This is a genomic window from Burkholderia sp. BCC0097, from assembly GCF_902832985.1.
Classification (GTDB): Bacteria; Pseudomonadota; Gammaproteobacteria; order Burkholderiales; family Burkholderiaceae; genus Burkholderia; species Burkholderia orbicola.
Map to the genome: position 1 here is coordinate 1,055,231 of NZ_CADFDM010000001.1, position 20,126 is coordinate 1,075,356.

General features: G+C 68.9%; 17 protein-coding genes. 12 read left to right on the forward strand and 5 right to left on the reverse strand.

Features of this window, described 5'->3' with window-relative positions; genetic code table 11:
* Positions 1-12: 12 nt before the first annotated feature.
* Both HWX07_RS04630 and HWX07_RS04635 read right to left on the reverse strand, forming a co-directional pair.
* Positions 13-426, reverse strand: coding sequence for a helix-turn-helix domain-containing protein (locus HWX07_RS04630; RefSeq protein ID WP_012339858.1), 414 nt, complete (start codon positions 424-426; stop codon positions 13-15).
* Positions 427-545: 119 nt separating this feature from the next.
* Complete coding sequence (locus tag HWX07_RS04635; RefSeq protein ID WP_175875359.1) at positions 546-1,721, reverse strand: HPP family protein; 1,176 nt, start codon at positions 1,719-1,721, stop codon at positions 546-548.
* 359 nt (positions 1,722-2,080) lie between these two features.
* Between HWX07_RS04635 and HWX07_RS04640 the strand changes: the two genes are divergently transcribed.
* Positions 2,081-3,049, forward strand: coding sequence for a LysR family transcriptional regulator (locus HWX07_RS04640; protein WP_077217246.1), 969 nt, complete (start codon positions 2,081-2,083; stop codon positions 3,047-3,049).
* 25 nt (positions 3,050-3,074) lie between these two features.
* Here HWX07_RS04640 and HWX07_RS04645 read toward each other — a convergent pair whose 3' ends face one another.
* Positions 3,075-4,439 (reverse strand): MFS transporter, encoded by a 1,365-nt coding sequence (locus tag HWX07_RS04645; protein WP_175875360.1) that lies wholly within the window; start codon positions 4,437-4,439, stop codon positions 3,075-3,077.
* Positions 4,440-4,501: 62 nt separating this feature from the next.
* On the reverse strand, positions 4,502-5,440 hold the full coding sequence (locus HWX07_RS04650; protein WP_175875361.1) for a 2-hydroxyacid dehydrogenase: 939 nt from the start codon (positions 5,438-5,440) through the stop codon (positions 4,502-4,504).
* A gap of 113 nt (positions 5,441-5,553) precedes the next feature.
* Here HWX07_RS04650 and HWX07_RS04655 point away from each other — a divergent pair, with 113 nt between their 5' ends.
* The 6 genes from HWX07_RS04655 (at position 5,554) to HWX07_RS04680 (ending at position 12,655) form a co-directional block, all read left to right on the forward strand.
* The gene (locus HWX07_RS04655; protein ID WP_175875362.1) at positions 5,554-6,462 is read left to right on the forward strand and encodes a LysR substrate-binding domain-containing protein; all 909 of its coding nucleotides are present in this window, start codon (positions 5,554-5,556) and stop codon (positions 6,460-6,462) included.
* A gap of 280 nt (positions 6,463-6,742) precedes the next feature.
* On the forward strand, positions 6,743-7,774 hold the full coding sequence (locus HWX07_RS04660; RefSeq protein ID WP_175875363.1) for a TRAP transporter substrate-binding protein: 1,032 nt from the start codon (positions 6,743-6,745) through the stop codon (positions 7,772-7,774).
* A 3-nt stretch (positions 7,775-7,777) separates the two neighbouring features.
* Entirely contained in the window at positions 7,778-9,664 is a 1,887-nt protein-coding gene (locus tag HWX07_RS04665; protein ID WP_175875364.1) for a TRAP transporter large permease subunit, read from the forward strand.
* A gap of 8 nt (positions 9,665-9,672) precedes the next feature.
* Entirely contained in the window at positions 9,673-10,758 is a 1,086-nt protein-coding gene (locus tag HWX07_RS04670) for a LacI family DNA-binding transcriptional regulator (protein WP_175875365.1), read from the forward strand.
* On the forward strand, positions 10,755-11,777 hold the full coding sequence (locus tag HWX07_RS04675; RefSeq protein ID WP_175875366.1) for a hydroxyacid dehydrogenase: 1,023 nt from the start codon (positions 10,755-10,757) through the stop codon (positions 11,775-11,777). Before HWX07_RS04670 ends, HWX07_RS04675 begins: the two co-directional genes overlap by 4 nt.
* The gene (locus HWX07_RS04680; RefSeq protein WP_175875367.1) at positions 11,774-12,655 is read left to right on the forward strand and encodes an amidohydrolase family protein; all 882 of its coding nucleotides are present in this window, start codon (positions 11,774-11,776) and stop codon (positions 12,653-12,655) included. Before HWX07_RS04675 ends, HWX07_RS04680 begins: the two co-directional genes overlap by 4 nt.
* Positions 12,656-12,745: 90 nt before the next feature.
* Here the strand turns inward: HWX07_RS04680 and HWX07_RS04685 are convergent, their stop codons facing one another.
* A complete protein-coding gene (locus HWX07_RS04685) occupies positions 12,746-13,834 on the reverse strand; it encodes an ionic transporter y4hA (protein ID WP_011547583.1) in 1,089 nt (362 codons plus the stop codon).
* Between the two features lie 542 nt (positions 13,835-14,376).
* Between HWX07_RS04685 and HWX07_RS04690 the strand changes: the two genes are divergently transcribed.
* The 5 genes from HWX07_RS04690 to HWX07_RS04710 all read left to right on the forward strand — a co-directional run bounded on the left by HWX07_RS04690 (position 14,377) and on the right by HWX07_RS04710 (position 20,097).
* Complete coding sequence (locus HWX07_RS04690; RefSeq protein ID WP_175875368.1) at positions 14,377-15,933, forward strand: 3-hydroxyacyl-CoA dehydrogenase; 1,557 nt, start codon at positions 14,377-14,379, stop codon at positions 15,931-15,933.
* A 59-nt stretch (positions 15,934-15,992) separates the two neighbouring features.
* On the forward strand, positions 15,993-17,315 hold the full coding sequence (gene paaK, locus HWX07_RS04695) for a phenylacetate--CoA ligase PaaK (protein WP_011547585.1): 1,323 nt from the start codon (positions 15,993-15,995) through the stop codon (positions 17,313-17,315).
* A 37-nt stretch (positions 17,316-17,352) separates the two neighbouring features.
* Positions 17,353-18,153 (forward strand): enoyl-CoA hydratase-related protein, encoded by an 801-nt coding sequence (locus HWX07_RS04700; protein ID WP_175875369.1) that lies wholly within the window; start codon positions 17,353-17,355, stop codon positions 18,151-18,153.
* Positions 18,154-18,288: 135 nt separating this feature from the next.
* Positions 18,289-18,960, forward strand: a complete 672-nt coding sequence (locus HWX07_RS04705; protein ID WP_027806145.1) for a MarC family protein — start codon at positions 18,289-18,291, stop codon at positions 18,958-18,960.
* Positions 18,961-19,116: 156 nt separating this feature from the next.
* Positions 19,117-20,097, forward strand: a complete 981-nt coding sequence (locus HWX07_RS04710) for an aldo/keto reductase (RefSeq protein ID WP_175875370.1) — start codon at positions 19,117-19,119, stop codon at positions 20,095-20,097.
* Positions 20,098-20,126 lie beyond the last annotated feature (29 nt).

The window sequence follows — 20,126 nt, forward strand, 5'->3', positions numbered from 1 at the left end:
TGAGGGTAGGGGTCAGGAATCGATCTGGGGAACCTGGAACGCGCCCTTGAGCGACTTCAGCTCGGCGCGGTGCATGGCCGCGAGACGGGCGAGCAGCGTTTCGCCGGCCGGTTCGAGGTGGACTTCGACCTGGCGGCGGTCGGCTTCGCTCGGCTTGCGCTTCACGAGCCCGAGCGCTTCGCAGCGCGTCACCAGCGCCACGACGCCGTGGTGCTGCGCCTGCAGACGTTCCGCGAGCTCGCCGATGGTCGCCCATTCGCGATGCGGATAGCCCTTGATGTGCAGCAGCAGCAGGTATTGCAGCGGCGTCACGCCTTCGCTTTGCGCGGCGCGTTCGGAGAAGCGCTCGAAGCGGCGCATCTGGTAGCGGAACTCGGACAGTTGCTGAAAATCGCTTTTCGCCAGCGCGCGTCGGGTATCGGTCATCGGGGTCGGACAGTCGGTTACGGTGGCGGTTAATATATCACAACATGATATAAATGGCCGCAATCGTGCAAAATAGTTGCATTCCGTGTTGCGCGGGCGGGTACGAGGCGTGATGCGCGCTACGCGGCCTCGAGCATTTGGGTCTGCTGATAAAGGCCCGTGACGAGATCCGTCTGCGTGATGATGCCGACGAGCCGGTGCGACGCATCGACGACCGGAATATGGTGGTGGCCCGAATGCGTGAACAGCGGCACGAGCGCCGTGATCGGCAGCGTTTCCGGCACCGACGCGACGTCGCGCGTCATCACGGACGCGACGCTCGCGGGCAGGCCGCCGAACGATTGCGGCAACCGCGCGGACAGGCGCTGCCACAGCGGGGTTGGACGGCGCAACTGGCGCGTGAGGTCGGCGCGCGTGACGATGCCGGTCAGGCGGCCTTCGCCGTCGACCACGGGCAGCGCCTTCACGCGATGGCGGTCGAGCAGCGTGAGCGCGGCCGCGACCGACGTCGACGGCGCGACCTCGATCGCATGCTTCGTCATCAGGTCGGCGCACTTCAACTGGCCGAAGGTACGCGTATAAGCCTGCATTTCGGTTTCGCGCAGCAGCGTTTCGAGATCGTCCGGATCGACGTCGAGCCATTCGATGCGACGCTTCAGCACCGCTTCGAGGTCGCCGCGCGTGAAGCCACCGCGCGCGGGTGCGGCGCTGCCGCCCTGCGGTTTCGCTTCGGGCCGCACGCCGCCGTGCGGGTAGCGGTGCCCGGTCAGCGCGTGATAGACGAGCGCGGCCGACAGGAGGACCGCCGATTGCAGCGCGATCGGCTGCAGGACGAAGCCGAAGCCGAGTGCATGGATCGCCGGGCCGCCGACCACGGCCGTGAGCGCGACGGCGCCCGACGGCGGATGCACGCAGCGCAGCGCGAACATGCCGCCGATCGCGCAGGCGATCGCGACCGCGGCGGCCGTGATCGGATCGGCGATCCATTGCGCGCACGCGACGCCGACCGTCGCCGCGACGAGATTGCCGCCGATGATCGCCCAGGGCTGCGCGAGCGGGCTCGCCGGCGCCGCGAACAGCAGCACGGCCGACGCGCCCATCGGTGCGACGAGCAGCGGCACGAAGCCCGGCACGCCGGGCAGCAGCCGCATCGTGACGCCGACCGTCGCGATGCCGACGAGCGCGCCGGTGCACGAGCGCAGGCGCTCACGCCAGCCGAGTGTCATCGGATGGGGAATGAAGCTGTGCAGCCATTGCCGCAACGTGCGGCGCGACGGGGAGGAGCCTGACGACATGAACGGTAAGCGGAAAAAGACGGCGCGGGGGCGCGGCGACGAGCGCCGAATTATATCGTGTTGTGATATAAATTGCCGCGCCGCCTCATGCCGTTGCACGGGCGCGACGCGCAATCCTTGCGAATTCCTTTCATCGCATGAGAGCTTGCGGACGCGTAACCGCGCAAATTTGTCTGCAGCGGCGTACAATTCGGCGCAGTCAATTCCCCCGTCATGCCAGAACCCCGTCCTCGATGCCCACTCTCCCGCCTTCTCCCCGGCACGGTGCTCGATTGGACAGGGTTCACGGCCGCGTTCCGTTGCTCCTCTGACGCGAGCGCCGCCGACGCCTCCCCACTGACTCTCCCCAAGCCAATTCAATGGACATGCTCGAAAACATGCGCCTGTTCGTGCGCGTCGTCGAAGCCGGCAGTTTTACCGCGGTCGCGAAGGAAATCGACGCGACTACCGCGCAGGTATCTCGCGCGGTTTCGAATCTCGAAGCCCACGTACAGACACGCCTGCTGCATCGCACGACCCGCCACCTCGGCCTGACCGAAAGCGGCGAGCGCTATTTCGAGCGCGCGAAATCGATCCTCGCGGAACTCGACTACGCGAACGCGGAGGCGCGCAACGCGCTGCTGCGGCCGAGCGGCAAGATGCGCATCCATGCGATGACGGGGCTCGGGCAGAGTCATGTCGTGTCGTCGATCGTGCGCTACCAGGAGGACAACCCCGACGTGTCGGTCGAGCTGACGCTGGCGCAGCGGATGCCGAATCTCGTCGAAGAGGGTTATGACGTGTCGATCGTGACCGCGTCGCAGTTGCCCGATTCGGGTTATGTCGCGCAGACCTGCGGCACGAGCTGCAGCGTGCTCGTCGCGTCGCGCGAATACCTGGCGCGGCACGGCACGCCGCAGACGCCCGACGAGCTGCCGAATCACGTGTGCCTGCGCCTCGACACGCCCGCGTCGCCAGCCGGCGAATGGCGGCTCGAGCGCAGCGACGGCGAGGAAGCCGTCTACGAGCTGCAGCCGGCGCCGTTCCAGGTCAACGTGCCCGACGCGCTGTGCGTCGCGGTGCGTGCCGGGCGCGGGATCGCATGCGTGGCGCTGTATACGGTGCTCGACGATATCCGCGAAGGGCGCCTGATTCGCGTGCTGCCCGAATACCGGCTGCAGACGGTGAGCGTCTATGCCGTCTACGCGACGCGCCGCTATCTCGATGCGAAGATCCGCACCTTCCTCGATCACCTGCGCACGACGCTCACGCCCGCGTTGGAGAACGATCTGCGCGAACTCGACCGGCTGACGACCGAGCACGTGCCGAGCAGCCGCCAGCGCGCGTGATGGCGGCTGCGTGCCGCCGCGGCGCTCATGCGGCCGGCGCGATGCGGATCCGCTCGAAGCGGCCCGCGAGCCACACGTACGCCGCAATGCCGATCAGTCCGTGCGCGGCGACGAACCACAACGCACCGGCGAACGAACCCGTACTCGCGACGAAGTAGCCGATCACGAGCGGCGTGACGATCCCGGCGATGTTGCCGAGGCCGTTGAATACGCCGCCGCTCAGCCCGACCATGCCTGCCGGCGCCGTGTCGGCGAGCACGGCCCAGCCGACCGCCGCCAGCCCCTTGCCGAAGAACGCGATCGTCATCAGCGCGATCACGACCGCGTTCGACGATGCGCCGTTCGCGAGCACGAGCAGCGTCGCCATCGCCATCCCGGCGACGAACGGCGTCTTGCGCGCCCGCGACGGATGCATGCCGCGCCGGATCAGCCAGTCCGACAGCACGCCGCCGAGCACGCCGCCCGTGAAGCCGCAGATCGCCGGTAGCGCGGCGACCCAGCCGGCTTCCATGATCGTCATCCCGCGCCCCTTGATCAGGTAGATCGGGAACCACGTGATGAAGAAGTAGGTGAGCGCCGTGATGCAGTACTGGCCGATGTAGATCGCCCACAGGTTCCGGTGGCGAAACAGTTGCGATGCGTCGTGCCACGACACGCGCGGCCGCTCGCGCACGCGGTTCGCCTCGAGATCGACGAGCGCGCCGTGCGCACGCAGGTAGTCGCGTTCCGCGTCGGTCACGCGCGGGTGGCCGTGCGGCTCGCGATACCACGCGAACCACAGTACGGCGAGCGCGACGCCGAGCAATCCCATCCACAGGAACACGTGCTCCCAGCCGAGCGCATGCGTGAGCCACGCCATCGCCGGCGTGAACAGCACGACGGCCATGTATTGCGCGGAATTGAACAGCGCCGACGCGGTGCCGCGTTCGGCCGTCGGGAACCAGCAGGCGACGATCCGCGAATTGGCCGGGAACGCCGGCGATTCGACGAGGCCGAGCATGAAGCGCATCACGAACAGCGCGAGCGTCGCGGCCGCGCCCTGCACCGCGAACCCGCCGACCGTGCCTTGCAGCATCGTGAAGACCGACCACAGCAACAGGCTCAGGCCGTACACGCGCCGCGCGCCGAAGCGATCGAGCAGCCAGCCGCCCGGAATCTGGCCGATCGCATAGGCCCACGCAAACGCCGAAAAGACGACGCCGAGTTGCACGGGCGTGAGCCCGAGGTCGTGCGCGACGCCGGTGCCGGCGATCGACATCGTCGCGCGGTCCGCATAGTTGACGACGGTGACCGCGAAAATCAGCGCGAGGACCGCATAGCGGACGCGGCCGATCGTGCGCGACGCGGCGGGCGATGCGGCGACGGCAGCGCCGCTGGATCGATTGGACATGCGTGTCTCCTGGCCTTCGTCGTGCGAAGGCATCTGGTGTTGTAACGGGAAGGGGGCCGCGCTCAGCGCGTGACGCTGGTCGGCGGGTGCTGGCCCGCGAAGCACGCGGCGAGGTTTGCGAGCACGATGCGGCCCATTGCCTCGCGCGTTTCGTGCGTGGCGCTCGCGCGGTGCGGCTGCACGACGACGCGATCGAGTTCGAGCAGCGCGGCCGGCACGTGCGGTTCGTTCGCGAACACGTCGAGCCCGGCGCCGGCGATCGTGCCGTCGGCGAGCGCACGCACGAGCGCGGCTTCGTCGATCAGCTTGCCGCGCGCGACATTGATCAGGAATCCTTTGGGGCCGAGCGCGGCGAGCACGTCGGCCGTCACGAGCACGTTGCCGTGATCGGCCGAGGCCGCGATCACGAGCACGTCGCTGTCGCGCGCGAGCACGGCGAGATCGGGCACGAAGCGATAGCCGCTGTCGCGATGCTCGCGCGGGCCGAAGTAGCTGACGGGCATCCGGAATGCCTGCGCGCGCTGCGCGATCGCGCGCCCGACGCGGCCGAGCCCGACGATGCCGAGCCGCTTGCCCGTGACCTGCGTCGCGAGCGGCTGGGCCGTCTTGCCCCAGCGGCCGGCGCGCACGATCCGCTCGCCGGCGCCGAGGTCGCGCAGCGTCATCAGGATCAGCCCCAGCGCCATGTCGGCGACGTCGTCGGTCAGTACGTCGGGCGTCGTCGTTACGTGGATGCCGCGTGCCCGCGCGCGATCGAGATCGACCGCGTCGGTGCCGATGCCGTTGATCGCGATGATCTCGAGCGCGCCGAGCCGCTCCATCAGCGCGGCGGACAGGCCGTTCGCGCCGCCCGTCACGACGCCGCGAATGCGCGGCGCCACGCGATCGAGCAGCGCGTCCGGCTGCTCGGCCGCATACAGCCGATGCACGGTGTAGCGGGCGGACAGTTCGGCGTCGATGGTGGCGGGCAGCGGCTGGGTCAGCAGGATGTCGATGGTCATGAAGGTCTCGGTCGTCGTGCGCGGCGCGGGCCGCGCATCAGGTGGAACCGAGTATAGAAATCGCATCGATATCGGTCTAACATCAAAAGACTATCGATTGATTCAAGATTTGAATGATTGAACTGCACCAGCTTCGCTGCTTCGTCGCGGTCGCCGAAGAACTGCATTTCGGCCGCGCGGCCAGGCGGCTCTTCATGACCCAGCCGCCGCTCAGCCGGCAAATCCAGTTGCTCGAGCACGCGCTCGGCATCGCGCTGCTCGAGCGCAGCAGCCGGCAGGTCAGCCTGACCGCGGCGGGCGAACGCTTCCTGCGCGACGCGCGGCACATCCTTGAATTTTCCGCGCGCGCCGAGCAGGCCGCGCAGCGCGTCGCGCACGGCGGGGCCGGGCGCATCACGCTCGGTTTCACGGCGGTCAGTGCGTACCGGATGATCCCGGTGCTGCTCGCGCACGCGGCGCACGCGCTGCCGGACGTCGACGTCGAATTGCGCGAGATGGTGTCGACCGTGCAGATCGACGCGCTCGCGTCGCGGATGCTCGACGCGGGGTTCGTGCGCCAGCGCGCCGCGCGCCAGCCGCTCGAATACCGGCTCGTGCAGCGCGAACCGATGCTCGTGGCGGTCGCGGAAGGCGCGCCGCTCGCGGCCTACGAGCAGATCGGCCCCGACGAGCTCGACCGGCAGCCGTTCATTGCGTATTCGCCGAACGAGGGCAAGTATTTCCACGACATGATCTCGGGGATGTTCGCAGGCGCCGGGCGGCTGCCGAACTACCTGCACTACGTCGGCCAGACGCATACGATCCTCGGTCTCGTGCGCGCGGGGCTCGGCGCGGCGCTGGTGCCGGCGTCGGCGCGGGAGCTACACGTGGATGGCGTGGTGTTCCGGCCGCTGGCGGGCGTCAACGTGGCGGCCGAGTTGTATCTCGCGTGGCGCGCGGACAACGACAATCCGGCGCTGCCGGTGTTCAACGCGATGGTCGAGCGGTTTCTGACCGACAGCACGGACGATCCGGGCGTTTAGCGACGCGCTTGCCCGCGCGAGCGGGCTGCCGCGTATCGCGAAAAGTCGGTCGTCAGATGATCGAAATCACGATCCCGAATTTTGTTCGGCGCCTCAGGAATACGTAGAAAACGACGATTTTTCATACGAATTTTGCCTGAAACGAGCCGCGCCCCTTCGGATTTTCCATCTCGAACACGGGGAAACCCCCATTTTTCTCTCATCGGTCGTCGTATTACTGTATCGATACACTAAATCGATACAGTCGCGTCGCGAGACGCACTCGCACAGGAGACGACTCATGAATACCTACACCCGGCGGCGCTTTCTGCAAACGGTGTCCGCCGCCACGCTCGCGGCCGCGGGCGGCTTGCCGGAAAGCGTGCGCGCGCAGCAGCCGGTCGTCACGCTGCGCTGCTCGTCGTCGATGCCGGCCGACCAGAACGCCGCGCACTACGTGTGGTACGAGCGTCTCGCCGCGAACCTGAAGGCGAGCGTGGGCGACGCGATCCGGGTCGACTACTTTCCGAACAGCCAGCTCGGCAAGGAAAGCGACGTCGTACAGCAGGTCAAGATCGGCGCGATCGACATGATGATCGCGGGCTCGTCGATCTGGGCCACGGTCGCGCCGGAGTTCGGGATGCTCGATCTCGGCTACCTGTTCGACAGCTACGCGCACGTCGCGAAGGCGCTCGACGGCCCGGTCGGCACGAGCCTGAACGCGTTGCTGCAAAAGCGCGCGGGATGCTCGGTGCTGACCTGGGGCTCGCATTTCGGCGGGCGCTGCGTGTTCACGAAGCAGCCGGTGACGGCACTGCCGGGCCTGAAGGGGACGAAGCTGCGGGTGCTGCCGACGCCTGCGTTCATGGACACCTTCAAGGCGATGGGCGCGGTGCCGACGCCGATTCCGTTCGGCGAGCTGTACATGGCGGTGCAGACGGGCGTCGTCGACGGTCTCGAACACGATCCCGCCACGGTGCTCGCGAGCCGCTTCGACGAGATCGTGAAGTCGTGCTGGCAGTCGCGCCACGTGTTCGCGGCGATGACCGTCGTGATGGGGCGGCGTGCGCTCGACCGGATTCCGGCCAATCTGCGGCCGGCCTTCGACCGCGCGGTGGCCGACGCGACCGTGCAGCAGCGCGCGATTGCCGCGCAGAAGGCCGCGCAGGCGGAGCAGGCGCTGAAGCAGCGCGGCATGGCGTTTTACCCGCTGGCCGATGGCGAGCGCGCGGCGCTGCGGCAGACGATGCAAGACCGCCTGTATGTGGCTTTCGCGAAGCAGTATCCGGCCACCGCGCCGCTCTTTCCGGCGATTGCCGCCGCGCGGGGTTGAGTGATGGACATGCACTCCGTGTCGGGCGCCGCTCCGGCTCCCGCTGCAGGTCAGCCGGCGCATCGCGTCGCCCGCGTGCTGGATGCGGCCCTGCGCTGGATCGAGATCCTGTCGGCCGTGGTCCTCGCCGTCGACGTGCTGGTCGTGTTCGTATCAGTCGTCTTCCGCTATTTCCTGCACGACCCGGTCGACTGGGCCGAGGAAGTGGCCAGCGCGCTGATGATCGTGCTGGTGTTCTTCGGCGCGGCGACGGTGCTGGGGCGCAGCCAGCATGTCGGCATCGACGTGTTTCGCGGCCGGCTGCCGGCACGCTGGCAGGGCGCGCTGATCCAGGTCGGCCACTGGATCGTGGCGGCGGTTGCGCTGAACCTGCTGGTGTCGTCGTGCCAGTTGCTCACGGATTCGTACGACCAGCTGACGACGGGCGGCCTGCCGGGCTGGATCAACGGGTATCCGATGATGTTCGGCGCGCTGTTCATGACGGTATTCGCGCTCGCCAATGCGCTGAACGCGCCGCGCCGCCGGGTGATCGGCACGTTCGTGTGCTGCGCGGCGCTCGCGGGCGCCGTGTACGGCTGGAACGCGCTGTGGCCCGCGCATGCGGTCGCGCCCGGCACGCTGCTGGTCGCGGGCTTCGTCGGCGGGCTGGTGCTCGGCGTGCCGATCGGATTCGTGCTGGCGTTTTCGGCGCTGCTGTATTTCCTCGCCGATCCGACGCTGCCGCTGCTCGTCTACTCGCAACAGGTGATGGCCGGGGCCGACCACTTCGTGCTGCTCGCGGTGCCGTTCTTCGTGCTGGCGGGGCTGCTGATGGAGACCAACGGGATGTCCGCGCGGCTCGTCGAACTGCTGCTGCGGATCTTCGGGCGCGTGCGGGGCGGGCTCGGCCTGATCGTGATCTTCGCGACGGCGTGCTTTTCCGGCGTGTCGGGCTCGAAACTGGCCGATATCGCGGCGGTGGGCGGCGTCGTGATGCCGGCGGTGCGCCGCGCGCGGCAGGACCCGAACGAAACCGCCGCGCTGCTCGCGTGCAGCGCGGTGATGGCCGAGACGATTCCGCCGTGCGTGAACATGATCATCATGGGCTTCGTCGCGAACATCTCGATCGCCGGGCTGTTCGTCGCGGGGATCGTGCCGGCGGCCGTGCTGGCCGCGTCGCTCGCGGTCGTGACGGTGATCACCGGGCGCAAGATCGACGTGGCCGAGGTGTTCGGCGAGCGTCGCGCGTGGCTGCCGCTCGCGGGCGGCGCGCTCGTCGCGCTGGTCATGGTCGCGATGATCGGCAAGGGCGTGACGTCGGGGATCGCGACGTCGACCGAAGTGTCCGCGTTCGCGGTGGTCTACGCGCTCGTCGTGGGCTGGCTCGCGTTTCGCGAACTGACGTGGCGCTCGGTCGGCCGCGTGTTCGTGCGCGCCGCGTCGATGGCGAGCGGTATCCTGTTCATCGTCGCGGCGGCGTCGAGCGTGTCGTTCGCGCTGTCGATCGAGCAGATTCCGGCCCTCGTCTCGGGCACAATGACGGCGTTTGCCCATCAATACGGCGCGACGATGTTCCTGCTGCTGGCGGCGCTGCTGATGATCGTGTTCGGCGCCGTGCTCGAAGGCGCGCCCGCGCTGATCATCTTCGGGCCGCTGCTCGCGCCGATCGCGCTGCAGCTCGGTATCAATCCGCTGCATTTCGGCACGGTCGTGGTGGTGGCGATGGGGTTCGGGTTGTTCGCGCCGCCGGTCGGGCTCGGGCTGTTCACGACGTGCGCGATCACGGGCACGGAGGTCGGGCGCGTGGCCCGGCCGATGGTGAAATATCTGCTGGTGCTGTTCGCTGCCCTCGTGGCGCTGATCTTCGCACCGGCGTTTTCGTTGTGGCTGCCGGCCCATTTCGGCCTGTAGCCCGTTCCATGCAAGACGACATGAGTACGATTCAGGACGTGGCCCGTCATGCGGCCGTTTCGGTCAGCACGGTTTCGAACGTGCTCAACGGACGCACCGACCAGATGAAGCCGGAAACGCTCGAACGCGTGAAGGCGGCGATGGACGCGCTGCAGTACCGGCCGAGCACGCTCGCGCGCCAGCTCAAGACGGGGCAGACACCGCTCGTCGGGCTGCTGGTGCCGTCGATGGCGAACCCGATGTACGGCTACATCGCACGCGAGATCGAGGCCTGCGCGCAGGAACGGTATGGCCATCGCGTGCTGATCGGCAACACGTACCGCGATGCGCGCAAGGAGGCGTCGTTCTTCGACGATCTCTACGCGCACGGCGTGCGGCGCGTGATCGTGATCTCGTCGCTCGCCGACGAAAGCCACCTCGAGCGCGCGGCCGAGCGCGGGATGACGGTCGTCAGCTACGACCGTCGCGCGACACCCGGCGAGCAGTCGAAGGTCGATCACGTGACGGCCGACAACGAGGCGGCCGCGCGGCTCGCGACGCGCCGGCTCGTCGAAGCGGGCCATACGCGGCTCGCGTTCGCGACGGTGGCCGGCGTCACCGTGAGTCGCAGCGACAAGATCCGCGGCTTTCTCGCCGTGGCGAGCGAGGCGGGCGGCGCCACCCAGGCGCGCGTGCTCGACGGCGGCCCCGCGAACGAATACGGCGACTCGGTGATCGTCGATGTCGGGCGTGCGCTCGGCGTCGAGCTCGCGGCCGATCCGGCGCGGCCGACCGGCATCGTCGCGGTCAACGACCTGTTCGCGCTCGGCCTGATGGCCGGGCTGCGCGACGGCGGGTTGCGGGTGCCGGACGATGTCTCCGTCATCGGGATGGATGGTCACTTCCTGTCGGCGATCTCGTGGCCGGCGCTGACCACGGTGCAACTGCCCGTCACCGAAATGGCCGGCGAGATGGTGCGGCGCGTGATGCGGCAGGAGGGCGACGCGCCGGCCGCATCCGGGCAACGCGTGTTCGCGGACGTGACGCTCGTGGAGCGCGCGTCGGTGGCGCCGCCGCCGACGCAGGCAGCCGGCACGCGAGGAGGTCACGCATGACGCGCGTCTACGTCACGCATCCGACCGGGATGATCGACCACTACTACGGCGCCAGCGCGCTGCGCGCGCTGCGTGCGATCGCGGACGTCACCTGCAACCCGCACGATCGCGAACTCGGCACGGACGAGCTGATTGCCGCCGCGCAGGGGTGCGACGCGATCATCGCGTATCGGCAGACGCCCGCGCCTCGCGCGCTGTTCGCGGGGCTGCCGGCCCTCGCCGCGTTCCTGCGTTGCGCGGTCGACATCCGGACGGTCGACGTCGCCGCGGCGAGCGCGTTCGGCGTGCTGGTCACGCAGGCGAGCCCCGGCTTCGGCCCGGCCGTCGCCGAGTGGGTCGTCGGCGCGATGATCGATCTCGCGCGCGGGATCGGCGGCTACGCGGACGCGTACCACCGCGGCGCGTCGCCGGTGCCCCGGATGGGGCGAGAATTGCGCGGCAGCACGCTCGGCCTGATCGGCTACGGGCAGATCGCGCGCCATCTCGCACCGGTCGCGACGGCGCTCGGCATGCGCGTGCTCGTCAGCGATCCGTACGTGCGAGCCGACGCGCCGCCGCTCGAACAGGTCGACTTCGCCACGTTGCTGCGCGCCGCGGATTTCGTCGTCTGCCTTGCGCCGGCCACGCCGGCCACCGCGAACCTGATCGATGCGGCGGCATTCGCCGCGATGAAGCCGGGCGCGTGCTTCATCAATGCGTCGCGCGGCGAACTCGTCGACGAGCAGGCGCTGGCCGACGCGCTCGCCAGCGGGCGGCTGGCCGGTTGCGCGCTCGACGTCGGCCGCGCGGCGGACCAGATGCCCACGCCCGCGCTGGCCGCGCATCCGCGCGTCATCGCGACTCCGCACATCGGCGGCCTGACGCTGCCGGCGATCGAGCATCAGGCGCTGGAGACGGTAGATCAGCTTGCCGCGCTGCTCGACGGACGCGTGCCGACCGGCGCGGTCAACGCCGCGCAGGCGACGCGGCTCGCGCGCTGGCGCGCATCGCATGCGTCCGTCGCACCGGGCGGGCGATGATGCGTGACGAGGCGGGCGGCACGCGGTTCGCCAACGCGTGCGATTGCCATATCCACATCTACGACGATGAGTATCCGCTCGCGCCGACGGCGACGTTTCGACCGCCCCATGCGCCGGTGGCTGCCTATCGGCGCATGCAGCAGGCGCTCGGCCTCACGCGTGTGGTCGTCGTGCAGCCGACCGGCTATGGCTTCGACAACCGGTGCACGCTCGACGCGTTGGCCGCACTGGGCCCGCAGGCGCGCGGCGTCGCGACGGTGCCGGTCGACGTGCCGGATGCCGAGCTGGAACGGCTGCATGCTGCCGGCATGCGCGGCGTGCGCTTCATGATGCTGGCGGGCGGCACCGCGCAATGGCGCGATCTGGAGCGGATGGCCGCGCGGATCGCGCCGCTCGGCTGGCATATCGACCTGCAGTTCGACGGCCGCACGCTGGGCGAGCTCGAATCGACGCTGTCGCGGCTGGCGGCGCATATCGTCATCGATCACACGGGCAAGTTCCTGACGCCCGTCGCACCGGATGCGCCGTCCTTCCTCGCACTGCGACGCCTGCTCGATCGCGGTCACGCATGGGTGAAGCTGTCCGCGCCGTACGAGACGTCGCGATCCGGCGCACCGGGCTACGACGATGTCGGGCGGCTTGCCGCCGTGCTCGCGCGCGGCCATTCGGCGCGCTGCGTATGGGGCAGCAACTGGCCGCATCCGAACGCGTCGCCGCCGCCCGACGATGCGCGTCTACTCGGCTGGCTGCACGATTGCGCGGCCGACGACGCGATTGCCCGCGCGATCCTGGTCGACAACGCGGCTGCCCTTTATGGATTTCACGCGGACACGCAGCCCGAAACCGCCACGTCATGCACCATCGCCCCCGTCCGGTAACGGCGGCGTGAAGCGAGGCAGAGGGAGGCGACTTGAAGACGTGCGCGCGGTCCGGCGGAGAGCATTCGCCGGGCCGCGCGCAGCGGGACGTCAGTGGGTGAACGACAGGAACAGATAGGCGGCGAACAGCGCGACGTGCACGACGCCGTGCAGCACCGTCGTGCGCCCCTGACTCAGCGTGAGCGTGCTGACCAGCAGCGTGAGCGCCAGCAGGACCGTCTCCATTGCGCCGATCCCGAGCGTGAGCGGCTGGCCGACCCAGATGAACACGGCCGCGACGGTCGGGATCGTGAGCCCGATGCTCGCGAGCGCCGAACCGAGCGCGAGGTTCATGCTGGTCTGCAGGCGGTTCGCGCGCGCGGCGGTGACGGCCGCGAGCCCTTCCGGCAGCAGCACGAGCGCGGCGATCACGATACCGACCGCGGCTTCGGGTGCGCCCAGCTTCAGCACCGCATGCTCGACGGCCGGCGACAGCAGCTTCGCGAGCAGCACGACCGCGACCAGGCTCGCGAACAGCAGCACCATGCTGGTGATCGCGGTGCGGTTGCTCGGCGCCGCCGCGTGCACGGCTTCGTCCGCGGTGTCATGCGCGGCGAGAAAGTAGTCGCGATGGCGCACGGTCTGCACGAACACGAACGCGCCATACAGCACGAGCGATGCGACGCCGGCGAACGCGAGCTGCGATTTCGAGAAGAACGGGCCCGGTGCGGCGCTCAGGTAGTTCGGCATCACGAGCGACAGCACCGACAGCGACGCGAGCACCGCGAGCGCCTTGCTCGCGCCGCGCCCCTGGAAATCCTGTTCGCCGTGCTTCCATGCGCCGACCAGCAGGCAGATGCCGACGATGCCGTTGCAGATGATCATCACGGCGGCGTAGACGGTGTCGCGGGCGAGGCCCGACTTTTCCGGGCCCGCGCCGAGCATCACCGATACGATCAGCGCGACTTCGATGACGGTTACGGCGACCGCGAGCACGAGCGTGCCGAACGGTTCGCCGACGCGGTGCGCGACGACTTCCGCATGGTGGACGGCGGCGAACACGGCGCCGGCGAGCGCGGCGGCGAACACCGCGATGACGAGGCCTTCGGCCGGCACGACGCGCGATAGCGCGAGTACCAGCCAGGCGGCAAGCGGGGCCCAGAGGGTCCAGCGCGGGAGCTGGTTGGACGAGAGCGGCATGGAGGGTTTCCTGATGCGAGTGGCGGCGCGCGACGCGCCGTCACGGGTTGACGAAGCCCGGCCGTACTATCCGCCGAACGAGGACGATGAAACCGAAGGGGGCGGCACGCAACGGTGCTGCCCTGGGTTCGCTGCCGTGAGGCGGCGAGGGGCGCGGGCGGGCCGAAGCCCGTCGCGGGATGAAACGGTTCGATGCGGCTGCCCGCGGACGGCGAGACAAGTACACGCGGCAACGCGCGGGCCGGCAGCTTGATTCGACCCGAAAGGGAGCGATGGACGGCGATGACGGCGCGACACGCGTTTCCCCCTGGAATCCGGCAATTTGTCGAATTTTATCAGGCGTTCGGGGGTCACTATCTCATATTCGAACGCTTACGTTGACCTTTCGGTTTATGAAAAGTGCCCCGGTCTTTCGATTTTTTTGTCTTTGCGGTTTCCGTAACGGTCTCTTGCACGACATATTCGGGCTCGTCCTGACATAAATCTACCGACCGGTCGGTTTATAATCGCTCGCACCTCCACTTCATGACGGATCGCAAGCGATGGCTGTTTCCTCTGCACATTCGGTGAACTCGGGCGCGCTGGCGCCGTCGGCCGTCGTCGGCGTGATCGGCGCCGGCGCGATGGGCGCGGGCATTGCGCAGGTCGCGGCGGCGGCCGGCCATGCGGTGCTGCTGTACGACCTGAACGAAGCAGCCTGCGACAAGGCGCTGGCCGGCATCCGCGCACAGTTCGCGCGGCTGGCGGAGAAGGGCCGGCTCGAACCGGCGCAGGCCGACGCAGCCGGCAACCGGCTCCGCGCGGTGCGCGCGTTGGCCGATTTCGCGGGCGCCGCGCTGATCGTCGAGGCGGCGGCCGAACGGCTCGACGTGAAGCGCGAGATCTTCGCGACCCTTGAACGTCACGTCGACGACGCGTGCGTGCTGGCGACCAACACGTCGTCGATCTCGATCACCTCGATCGCGGCCGGGCTGCGCGCGCCGCAGCGCGTCGCCGGCCTGCATTTCTTCAATCCGGCGCCGCTGATGGCGCTCGTCGAGGTGGTCAGCGGGCTCGCGACCGCGCCCGAGGTCGCCGGGATGCTTCATGCGACCGCCGCCGCGTGGGGCAAGCAACCGGTGATGGCGAAATCGACGCCGGGCTTCATCGTGAACCGCGTCGCGCGGCCGTATTACGCGGAGGCGTTGCGCGTGCTGAACGAGCAGGGCGGCGCGCCGGCCACGATCGACGCGGTGATGCGCGAAGCCGGCGGGTTTCGGATGGGGCCGTTCGAGCTGATGGACCTGATCGGCCACGACGTGAATTTCGCGGTGACCGAATCGGTGTTCCGCGCGTACTTCAACGACCCGCGCTACACGCCGTCGCTGATCCAGCAGGAACTCGTGAACGCGGGCTTCCTGGGGCGCAAGTCCGGGCGCGGCTTCTATTCGTATGCGGACGGCGCGACGCCGCCCGCTCCCGATCTCGAACCGCCGCGCGACGCGCCGGCCGACGTCGTGCTGTTCGCGCAGGACGGCCCGGCCGCCGCGCTGCAAGAGCGCCTGGCCGAACGGATCGAAGGCGCGCGGCGCAACGGCGCGCATGCGGACGAACTGCTCGCCGTGGCCGGCCGCGCGTCGATCGCGCTGACCGATGGCCGCACCGCGACCGCGCGCTCCGCGCAAACGGGCGTGGCCGACCTCGTGCTCGTCGACCTGGCGCGCGATTACGCGCAGGCCGTGCTCGTCGCGCTGACGCGTGCGCTCCAGTGCAGCGACGCCGCGTATGCGGACGCGGTCGGCCTGTTCCAGCAGGCGGGCTTTCGTGTCGTCGGCGTCGCGGACGTGCCGGGAATGGTCGCGATGCGCACCGTCGCGATGCTCGCGAACGAGGCGGCCGACACGGTCAACCAGGGCGTGTGCTCGCCGGCCGATCTCGATCTCGCGATGGAGAAGGGCGTGAACTACCCGTGCGGCCCGCTCGCGTGGGCCGATGCGATCGGGATCGGCCGCGTGCATCGCGTGCTGTCGAACCTGGCGGCGAGCTACGGCGAGGACCGCTATCGCGTGTCGCCGCGTCTTGCCGCGCTGCACGCGGCCGGACGCACGTTCCGGTCGTAGCCGCCCGCGCCGTCACTTCGAACACGACAACGACATCACTCCATTGGAGGAGCACCCCGATGACTCACCCGACGCATCCCGCCGCCGCCCTCGAGCCGATCGAGACCGCCAGCCGCGACGAACTGCAGGCGCTGCAGCTCGAACGCCTCAAGTGGTCGCTGCGCCACGCGTACGACAACGTCCCGCACTATCGGCGCACGTTCGATGCGGCGGGCGTGCATCCGGACGATCTGAAGTCGCTCGCCGATCTCGCGAAGTTCCCGTTCTCGACCAAGACCGACCTGCGCGACAACTATCCGTTCGGCCTCTTCGCGGTGCCGCGCGAGCAGGTCGTGCGCGTGCATGCGTCGAGCGGCACGACCGGCAAGCCGACCGTGGTCGGCTACACCGCGCGCGACATCGATACGTGGGCGAACGTGACCGCGCGCTCGATCCGCGCGGCCGGCGGCCGCCCGGGCGATACGCTGCACAACGCGTTCGGCTACGGCCTGTTCACCGGCGGTCTCGGGATTCACTACGGTGCGGAGCGGCTCGGCTGCATGGTCGTGCCGATGTCGGGCGGGCAGACCGAGAAGCAGGTGCAACTGATTCGCGATTTCGAGCCGAAGATCATCCTCGTCACGCCGTCTTACATGCTGAACCTGATCGACGAGATGGTGCGGCAGGGGATGGACCCGGCCGAATCATCGCTGAAGATCGGCATCTTCGGCGCCGAGCCATGGACGCAGGCGCTGCGCGACGAAGTGGAGACGCGCGTGGGCATCGACGCGCTCGACATCTACGGGCTGTCGGAAGTGATGGGCCCGGGCGTCGCGTGCGAATGCGTCGAGACGAAGGACGGCCCGGTGATCTGGGAAGATCATTTCTATCCGGAGATCATCGACCCCGTCACCGGCGAAGTGCTGCCGGACGGCAGCCAGGGCGAGCTCGTGTTCACGTCGTTGACGAAGGAGGCGATGCCGGTGATCCGCTACCGCACGCGCGACCTCACCGCGCTGCTGCCGCCGACCGCGCGCGCGATGCGCCGGCTCGCGAAGATCACGGGCCGCTCCGACGACATGCTGATCGTGCGCGGCGTGAACGTGTTCCCGAGCCAGATCGAGGAGATCGTCGTCGCGCTGCCGCAGTTGTCGGGCCAGTTCCAGATCACGCTGTCGCGCGACGGTCACATGGATCGGCTCGACCTCGCGGTCGAGTTGCGTTCCGAGGCCGCGGCGTCGGTGAGCGACGGCGATCGCGCGGCGCTCGCGCGCGAGCTGCAACACCGGATCAAGACGATGGTCGGCGTGTCGTCCGGCGTGACGGTGCTGGCAGCCGGCGGTATCCCCGCGACCGCGACCGGCAAGGCGCGGCGCGTGATCGATCGCCGCCAGGCAGCGTGATGTCGATGTGTGTCGTTCTACTCGAGGAAATGGTTCGATGGATGGATTGAATACCCTGGCCGTCATGGTCGATGCGCGCGGCCTCGCGACCGTCGCGCTGCAGCGCGGCGACGTGCTGAACGCGTTCGACGAGACGATGATCGCGGAGCTCACCGAGGCCTTCACGGCGCTTGGCCGGCGCGACGACGTGCGCGCGATCGTGCTGCGTTCGGATGGCCGCGCCTTTTGCGCGGGCGCCGACCTGCAGTGGATGCAGCGCGCGAGCGCGAACGATGCGGCCGCGAACCTGCGCGACGCCGAGCGGTTCGCCGCGATGATGCGCGCGATCCGGCAGTGCCCGAAACCGACGGTCGCGCGCGTGCAGGGCCACGCGTTCGGCGGCGGCGTGGGCCTGTGCGCGGCGTGCGACATCGTGATTGCGAGCGACCACGCGCGCTTTTCGGTCAGCGAGGCGCGCTTCGGCATCCTGCCGGCCGTGATCGGCCCGTATCTGGTCGAGGCGGTTGGCCAGCGCCAGGCGCGCCGGCTCGCGCTGACCGCGACGCAGCTCGCGGCGGCCGAAGCCGTCGCGATCGGCCTGATCCATCAGGCCGTGCCGCTCGATGCGCTCGACGACACGCTCGAGCGCACGCTCGCAGAGTTGGGCCGTAACGGCCCGCACGCGCTGATGGAGATCAAGCGCTTTTTCGACGCGATCGACGAGTACCCGCCGTCGGACGAACGCGCGGCGTTCACCGCGCAGACGATCTCCCGCGTGCGGGCGACGCCGGAAGCGAAGGAAGGCTTCGCGGCCTTCTTCGCGAAGCGGCCGCCGGCCTGGGAGGCGGGCGCCGAATAAGGCTGCACGACGAACCTCCACGACGATCGACGGCGAAGCCGGGCCGGCGGCATTTTGCGTCTCGGGCGCGAGCGCTTGCACTACAATGCGTGACCCCCGGCGCTGCCGGCCCCGTCCCGACCGATGCTTCGCACGATGATCGTCAACCGCCTTGTCTCCGAGATCCTGTTCGGCTTTACCGGCCTGATCGGCATCATCAATCCGATCGGCATCGCGTTCCTGTTTCTCGAAAGGACCGAGACGCTCACCGCGCACGAACGGGATCTGCTCGCGAGGAAGGTCGCGTTCAATGCGTTCGTCGTGCTGATGGTCGCGTTCTTCGCCGGCACGCCGGTGCTGCATTTCTTCGGGATCTCGATGGAGGCGCTGCGGATCGGCGGCGGCTTCGCGGTTGCCGTGGCCGGCTGGCAGATGCTGAACGAGCCCGACGGGCCGGGCGGCGGCGATACGCCGGTCAAGCCGATCGACGCCAACGCGATCATGACGCGTGCGTTCTTCCCGTTGACCGTGCCGCTGACGGTCGGCCCCGGCTCGATCGCGACCGCGATCGCGCTGAACGCGAACCGCACGCACAAGCTGTCGGAATTCATGCTGTCGAGCATCGTATCGATCGCCGTGTCCGTGCTGGTCGCGCTCGTGATCTGGCAGGTCTACAGCCGCTCCGCGCTGCTCGCGCGCTACCTCGGCAGCGAGGGGACCAAGGTCGCGAAGCGCGTGTCGGCGTTCCTGCTGCTGTGCATCGGCGTGCAGATCATGCTGACCGGCTTCTCGGCGTTCCTGCAGCCGCTCGCCGACCAGGCCAAGTAACCGGGGCGTCCGGTTCATCCTTCGAGGTTCAACCTTTCACGCAGCCTGCACGCGGCGTGCGCTCATACGCGTTCGCGGCGTGCGGGATACCATGCGACGTCTGGCGGATGCGGCGTGCATCCGGCCGCAACCCCAACTTGAGTGGCGAGGCGTGCAATGGAATACGTGAAATTCGGGTCGACCGGGCTGGACGTGTCGAAGCTGGTGCTGGGCTGCATGACGTTCGGCGAGCCGTCGCGCGGCACGCATCCGTGGACGCTGCCGGAAGCGGAAAGCCGCCCGATCATCCAGCGGGCGGTCGAGGCCGGCATCAACTTCTTCGATACCGCGAACATGTATTCGGACGGCACGTCGGAGGAGATCGTCGGCCGCGCGCTGCGCGATTTCGCGAAGCGCGACGACGTCGTGATCGCGACCAAGGTGTTCTACCGGATGCGGCCGGGGCCGAACGGCGCGGGCCTGTCGCGCAAGGCGATCATGACCGACATCGACCAGAGCCTGAAGCGGCTCGGCACCGACTACGTCGATCTCTACCAGATTCACCGCTGGGACTACGGCACGCCGATCGAGGAGACGCTCGAGGCGCTGCACGACGTCGTGAAGGCCGGCAAGGCGCGCTATATCGGCGCATCGTCGATGTTCGCGTGGCAGTTCGCGAAGGCGCTGCACACGTCGAAGCAGCACGGCTGGACCCGCTTCGTCAGCATGCAGAACCACCTGAACCTGCTGTATCGCGAAGAGGAGCGCGAAATGCTGCCGCTGTGCGAGGACGAAGGCATCGCGGTGATTCCGTGGAGCCCGCTCGCGCGCGGGCGCCTGACGCGCAACTGGGACGAAACGTCGGAACGGCAGCAGAAGGACGACGTCGGCCAGCGGCTGTACGACGCGACGGCCGATGCCGACAAGGCGGTCGTCGAGGCCGTCGCGGCGATCGCCGCCGCGCGCAACGTGCCGCGGGCGCAGGTCGCGCTGGCGTGGGTGGCGCACAAGCGCGGCGTGACCGCGCCGATCGTCGGCATTTCGAAGCCGCAGCAACTGGACGATGCGCTCGGCGCGCTCGCGCTGAAGCTGACCGACGACGAGATCGCCACGCTCGAACGCCCGTACGTGCCGCACGCGGTGGCCGGGTTCAACTGAGCGGCAGCGCGGGCGGCACAGGCGTCGGC

Excerpts from the sequence above, each read along its gene's own strand:
- HWX07_RS04660 (WP_175875363.1), top strand. The coding sequence starts at position 6,743 with ATGAATACCTACACCCGGCGGCGCTTTCTGCAAACGGTGTCCGCCGCC.
- HWX07_RS04710 (WP_175875370.1), top strand. The coding sequence starts at position 19,117 with ATGGAATACGTGAAATTCGGGTCGACCGGGCTGGACGTGTCGAAGCTG.
- paaK (WP_011547585.1), top strand. The coding sequence starts at position 15,993 with ATGACTCACCCGACGCATCCCGCCGCCGCCCTCGAGCCGATCGAGACC.
- HWX07_RS04690 (WP_175875368.1), top strand. The coding sequence starts at position 14,377 with ATGGCTGTTTCCTCTGCACATTCGGTGAACTCGGGCGCGCTGGCGCCG.
- HWX07_RS04650 (WP_175875361.1), bottom strand. The coding sequence starts at position 5,440 with ATGACCATCGACATCCTGCTGACCCAGCCGCTGCCCGCCACCATCGAC.
- HWX07_RS04675 (WP_175875366.1), top strand. The coding sequence starts at position 10,755 with ATGACGCGCGTCTACGTCACGCATCCGACCGGGATGATCGACCACTAC.
- HWX07_RS04645 (WP_175875360.1), bottom strand. The coding sequence starts at position 4,439 with ATGTCCAATCGATCCAGCGGCGCTGCCGTCGCCGCATCGCCCGCCGCG.
- HWX07_RS04705 (WP_027806145.1), top strand. The coding sequence starts at position 18,289 with ATGATCGTCAACCGCCTTGTCTCCGAGATCCTGTTCGGCTTTACCGGC.
- HWX07_RS04635 (WP_175875359.1), bottom strand. The coding sequence starts at position 1,721 with ATGTCGTCAGGCTCCTCCCCGTCGCGCCGCACGTTGCGGCAATGGCTG.
- HWX07_RS04685 (WP_011547583.1), bottom strand. The coding sequence starts at position 13,834 with ATGCCGCTCTCGTCCAACCAGCTCCCGCGCTGGACCCTCTGGGCCCCG.
- HWX07_RS04630 (WP_012339858.1), bottom strand. The coding sequence starts at position 426 with ATGACCGATACCCGACGCGCGCTGGCGAAAAGCGATTTTCAGCAACTG.
- HWX07_RS04640 (WP_077217246.1), top strand. The coding sequence starts at position 2,081 with ATGGACATGCTCGAAAACATGCGCCTGTTCGTGCGCGTCGTCGAAGCC.
- HWX07_RS04665 (WP_175875364.1), top strand. The coding sequence starts at position 7,778 with ATGGACATGCACTCCGTGTCGGGCGCCGCTCCGGCTCCCGCTGCAGGT.
- HWX07_RS04700 (WP_175875369.1), top strand. The coding sequence starts at position 17,353 with ATGGATGGATTGAATACCCTGGCCGTCATGGTCGATGCGCGCGGCCTC.
- HWX07_RS04655 (WP_175875362.1), top strand. The coding sequence starts at position 5,554 with ATGATTGAACTGCACCAGCTTCGCTGCTTCGTCGCGGTCGCCGAAGAA.
- HWX07_RS04670 (WP_175875365.1), top strand. The coding sequence starts at position 9,673 with ATGCAAGACGACATGAGTACGATTCAGGACGTGGCCCGTCATGCGGCC.
- HWX07_RS04680 (WP_175875367.1), top strand. The coding sequence starts at position 11,774 with ATGATGCGTGACGAGGCGGGCGGCACGCGGTTCGCCAACGCGTGCGAT.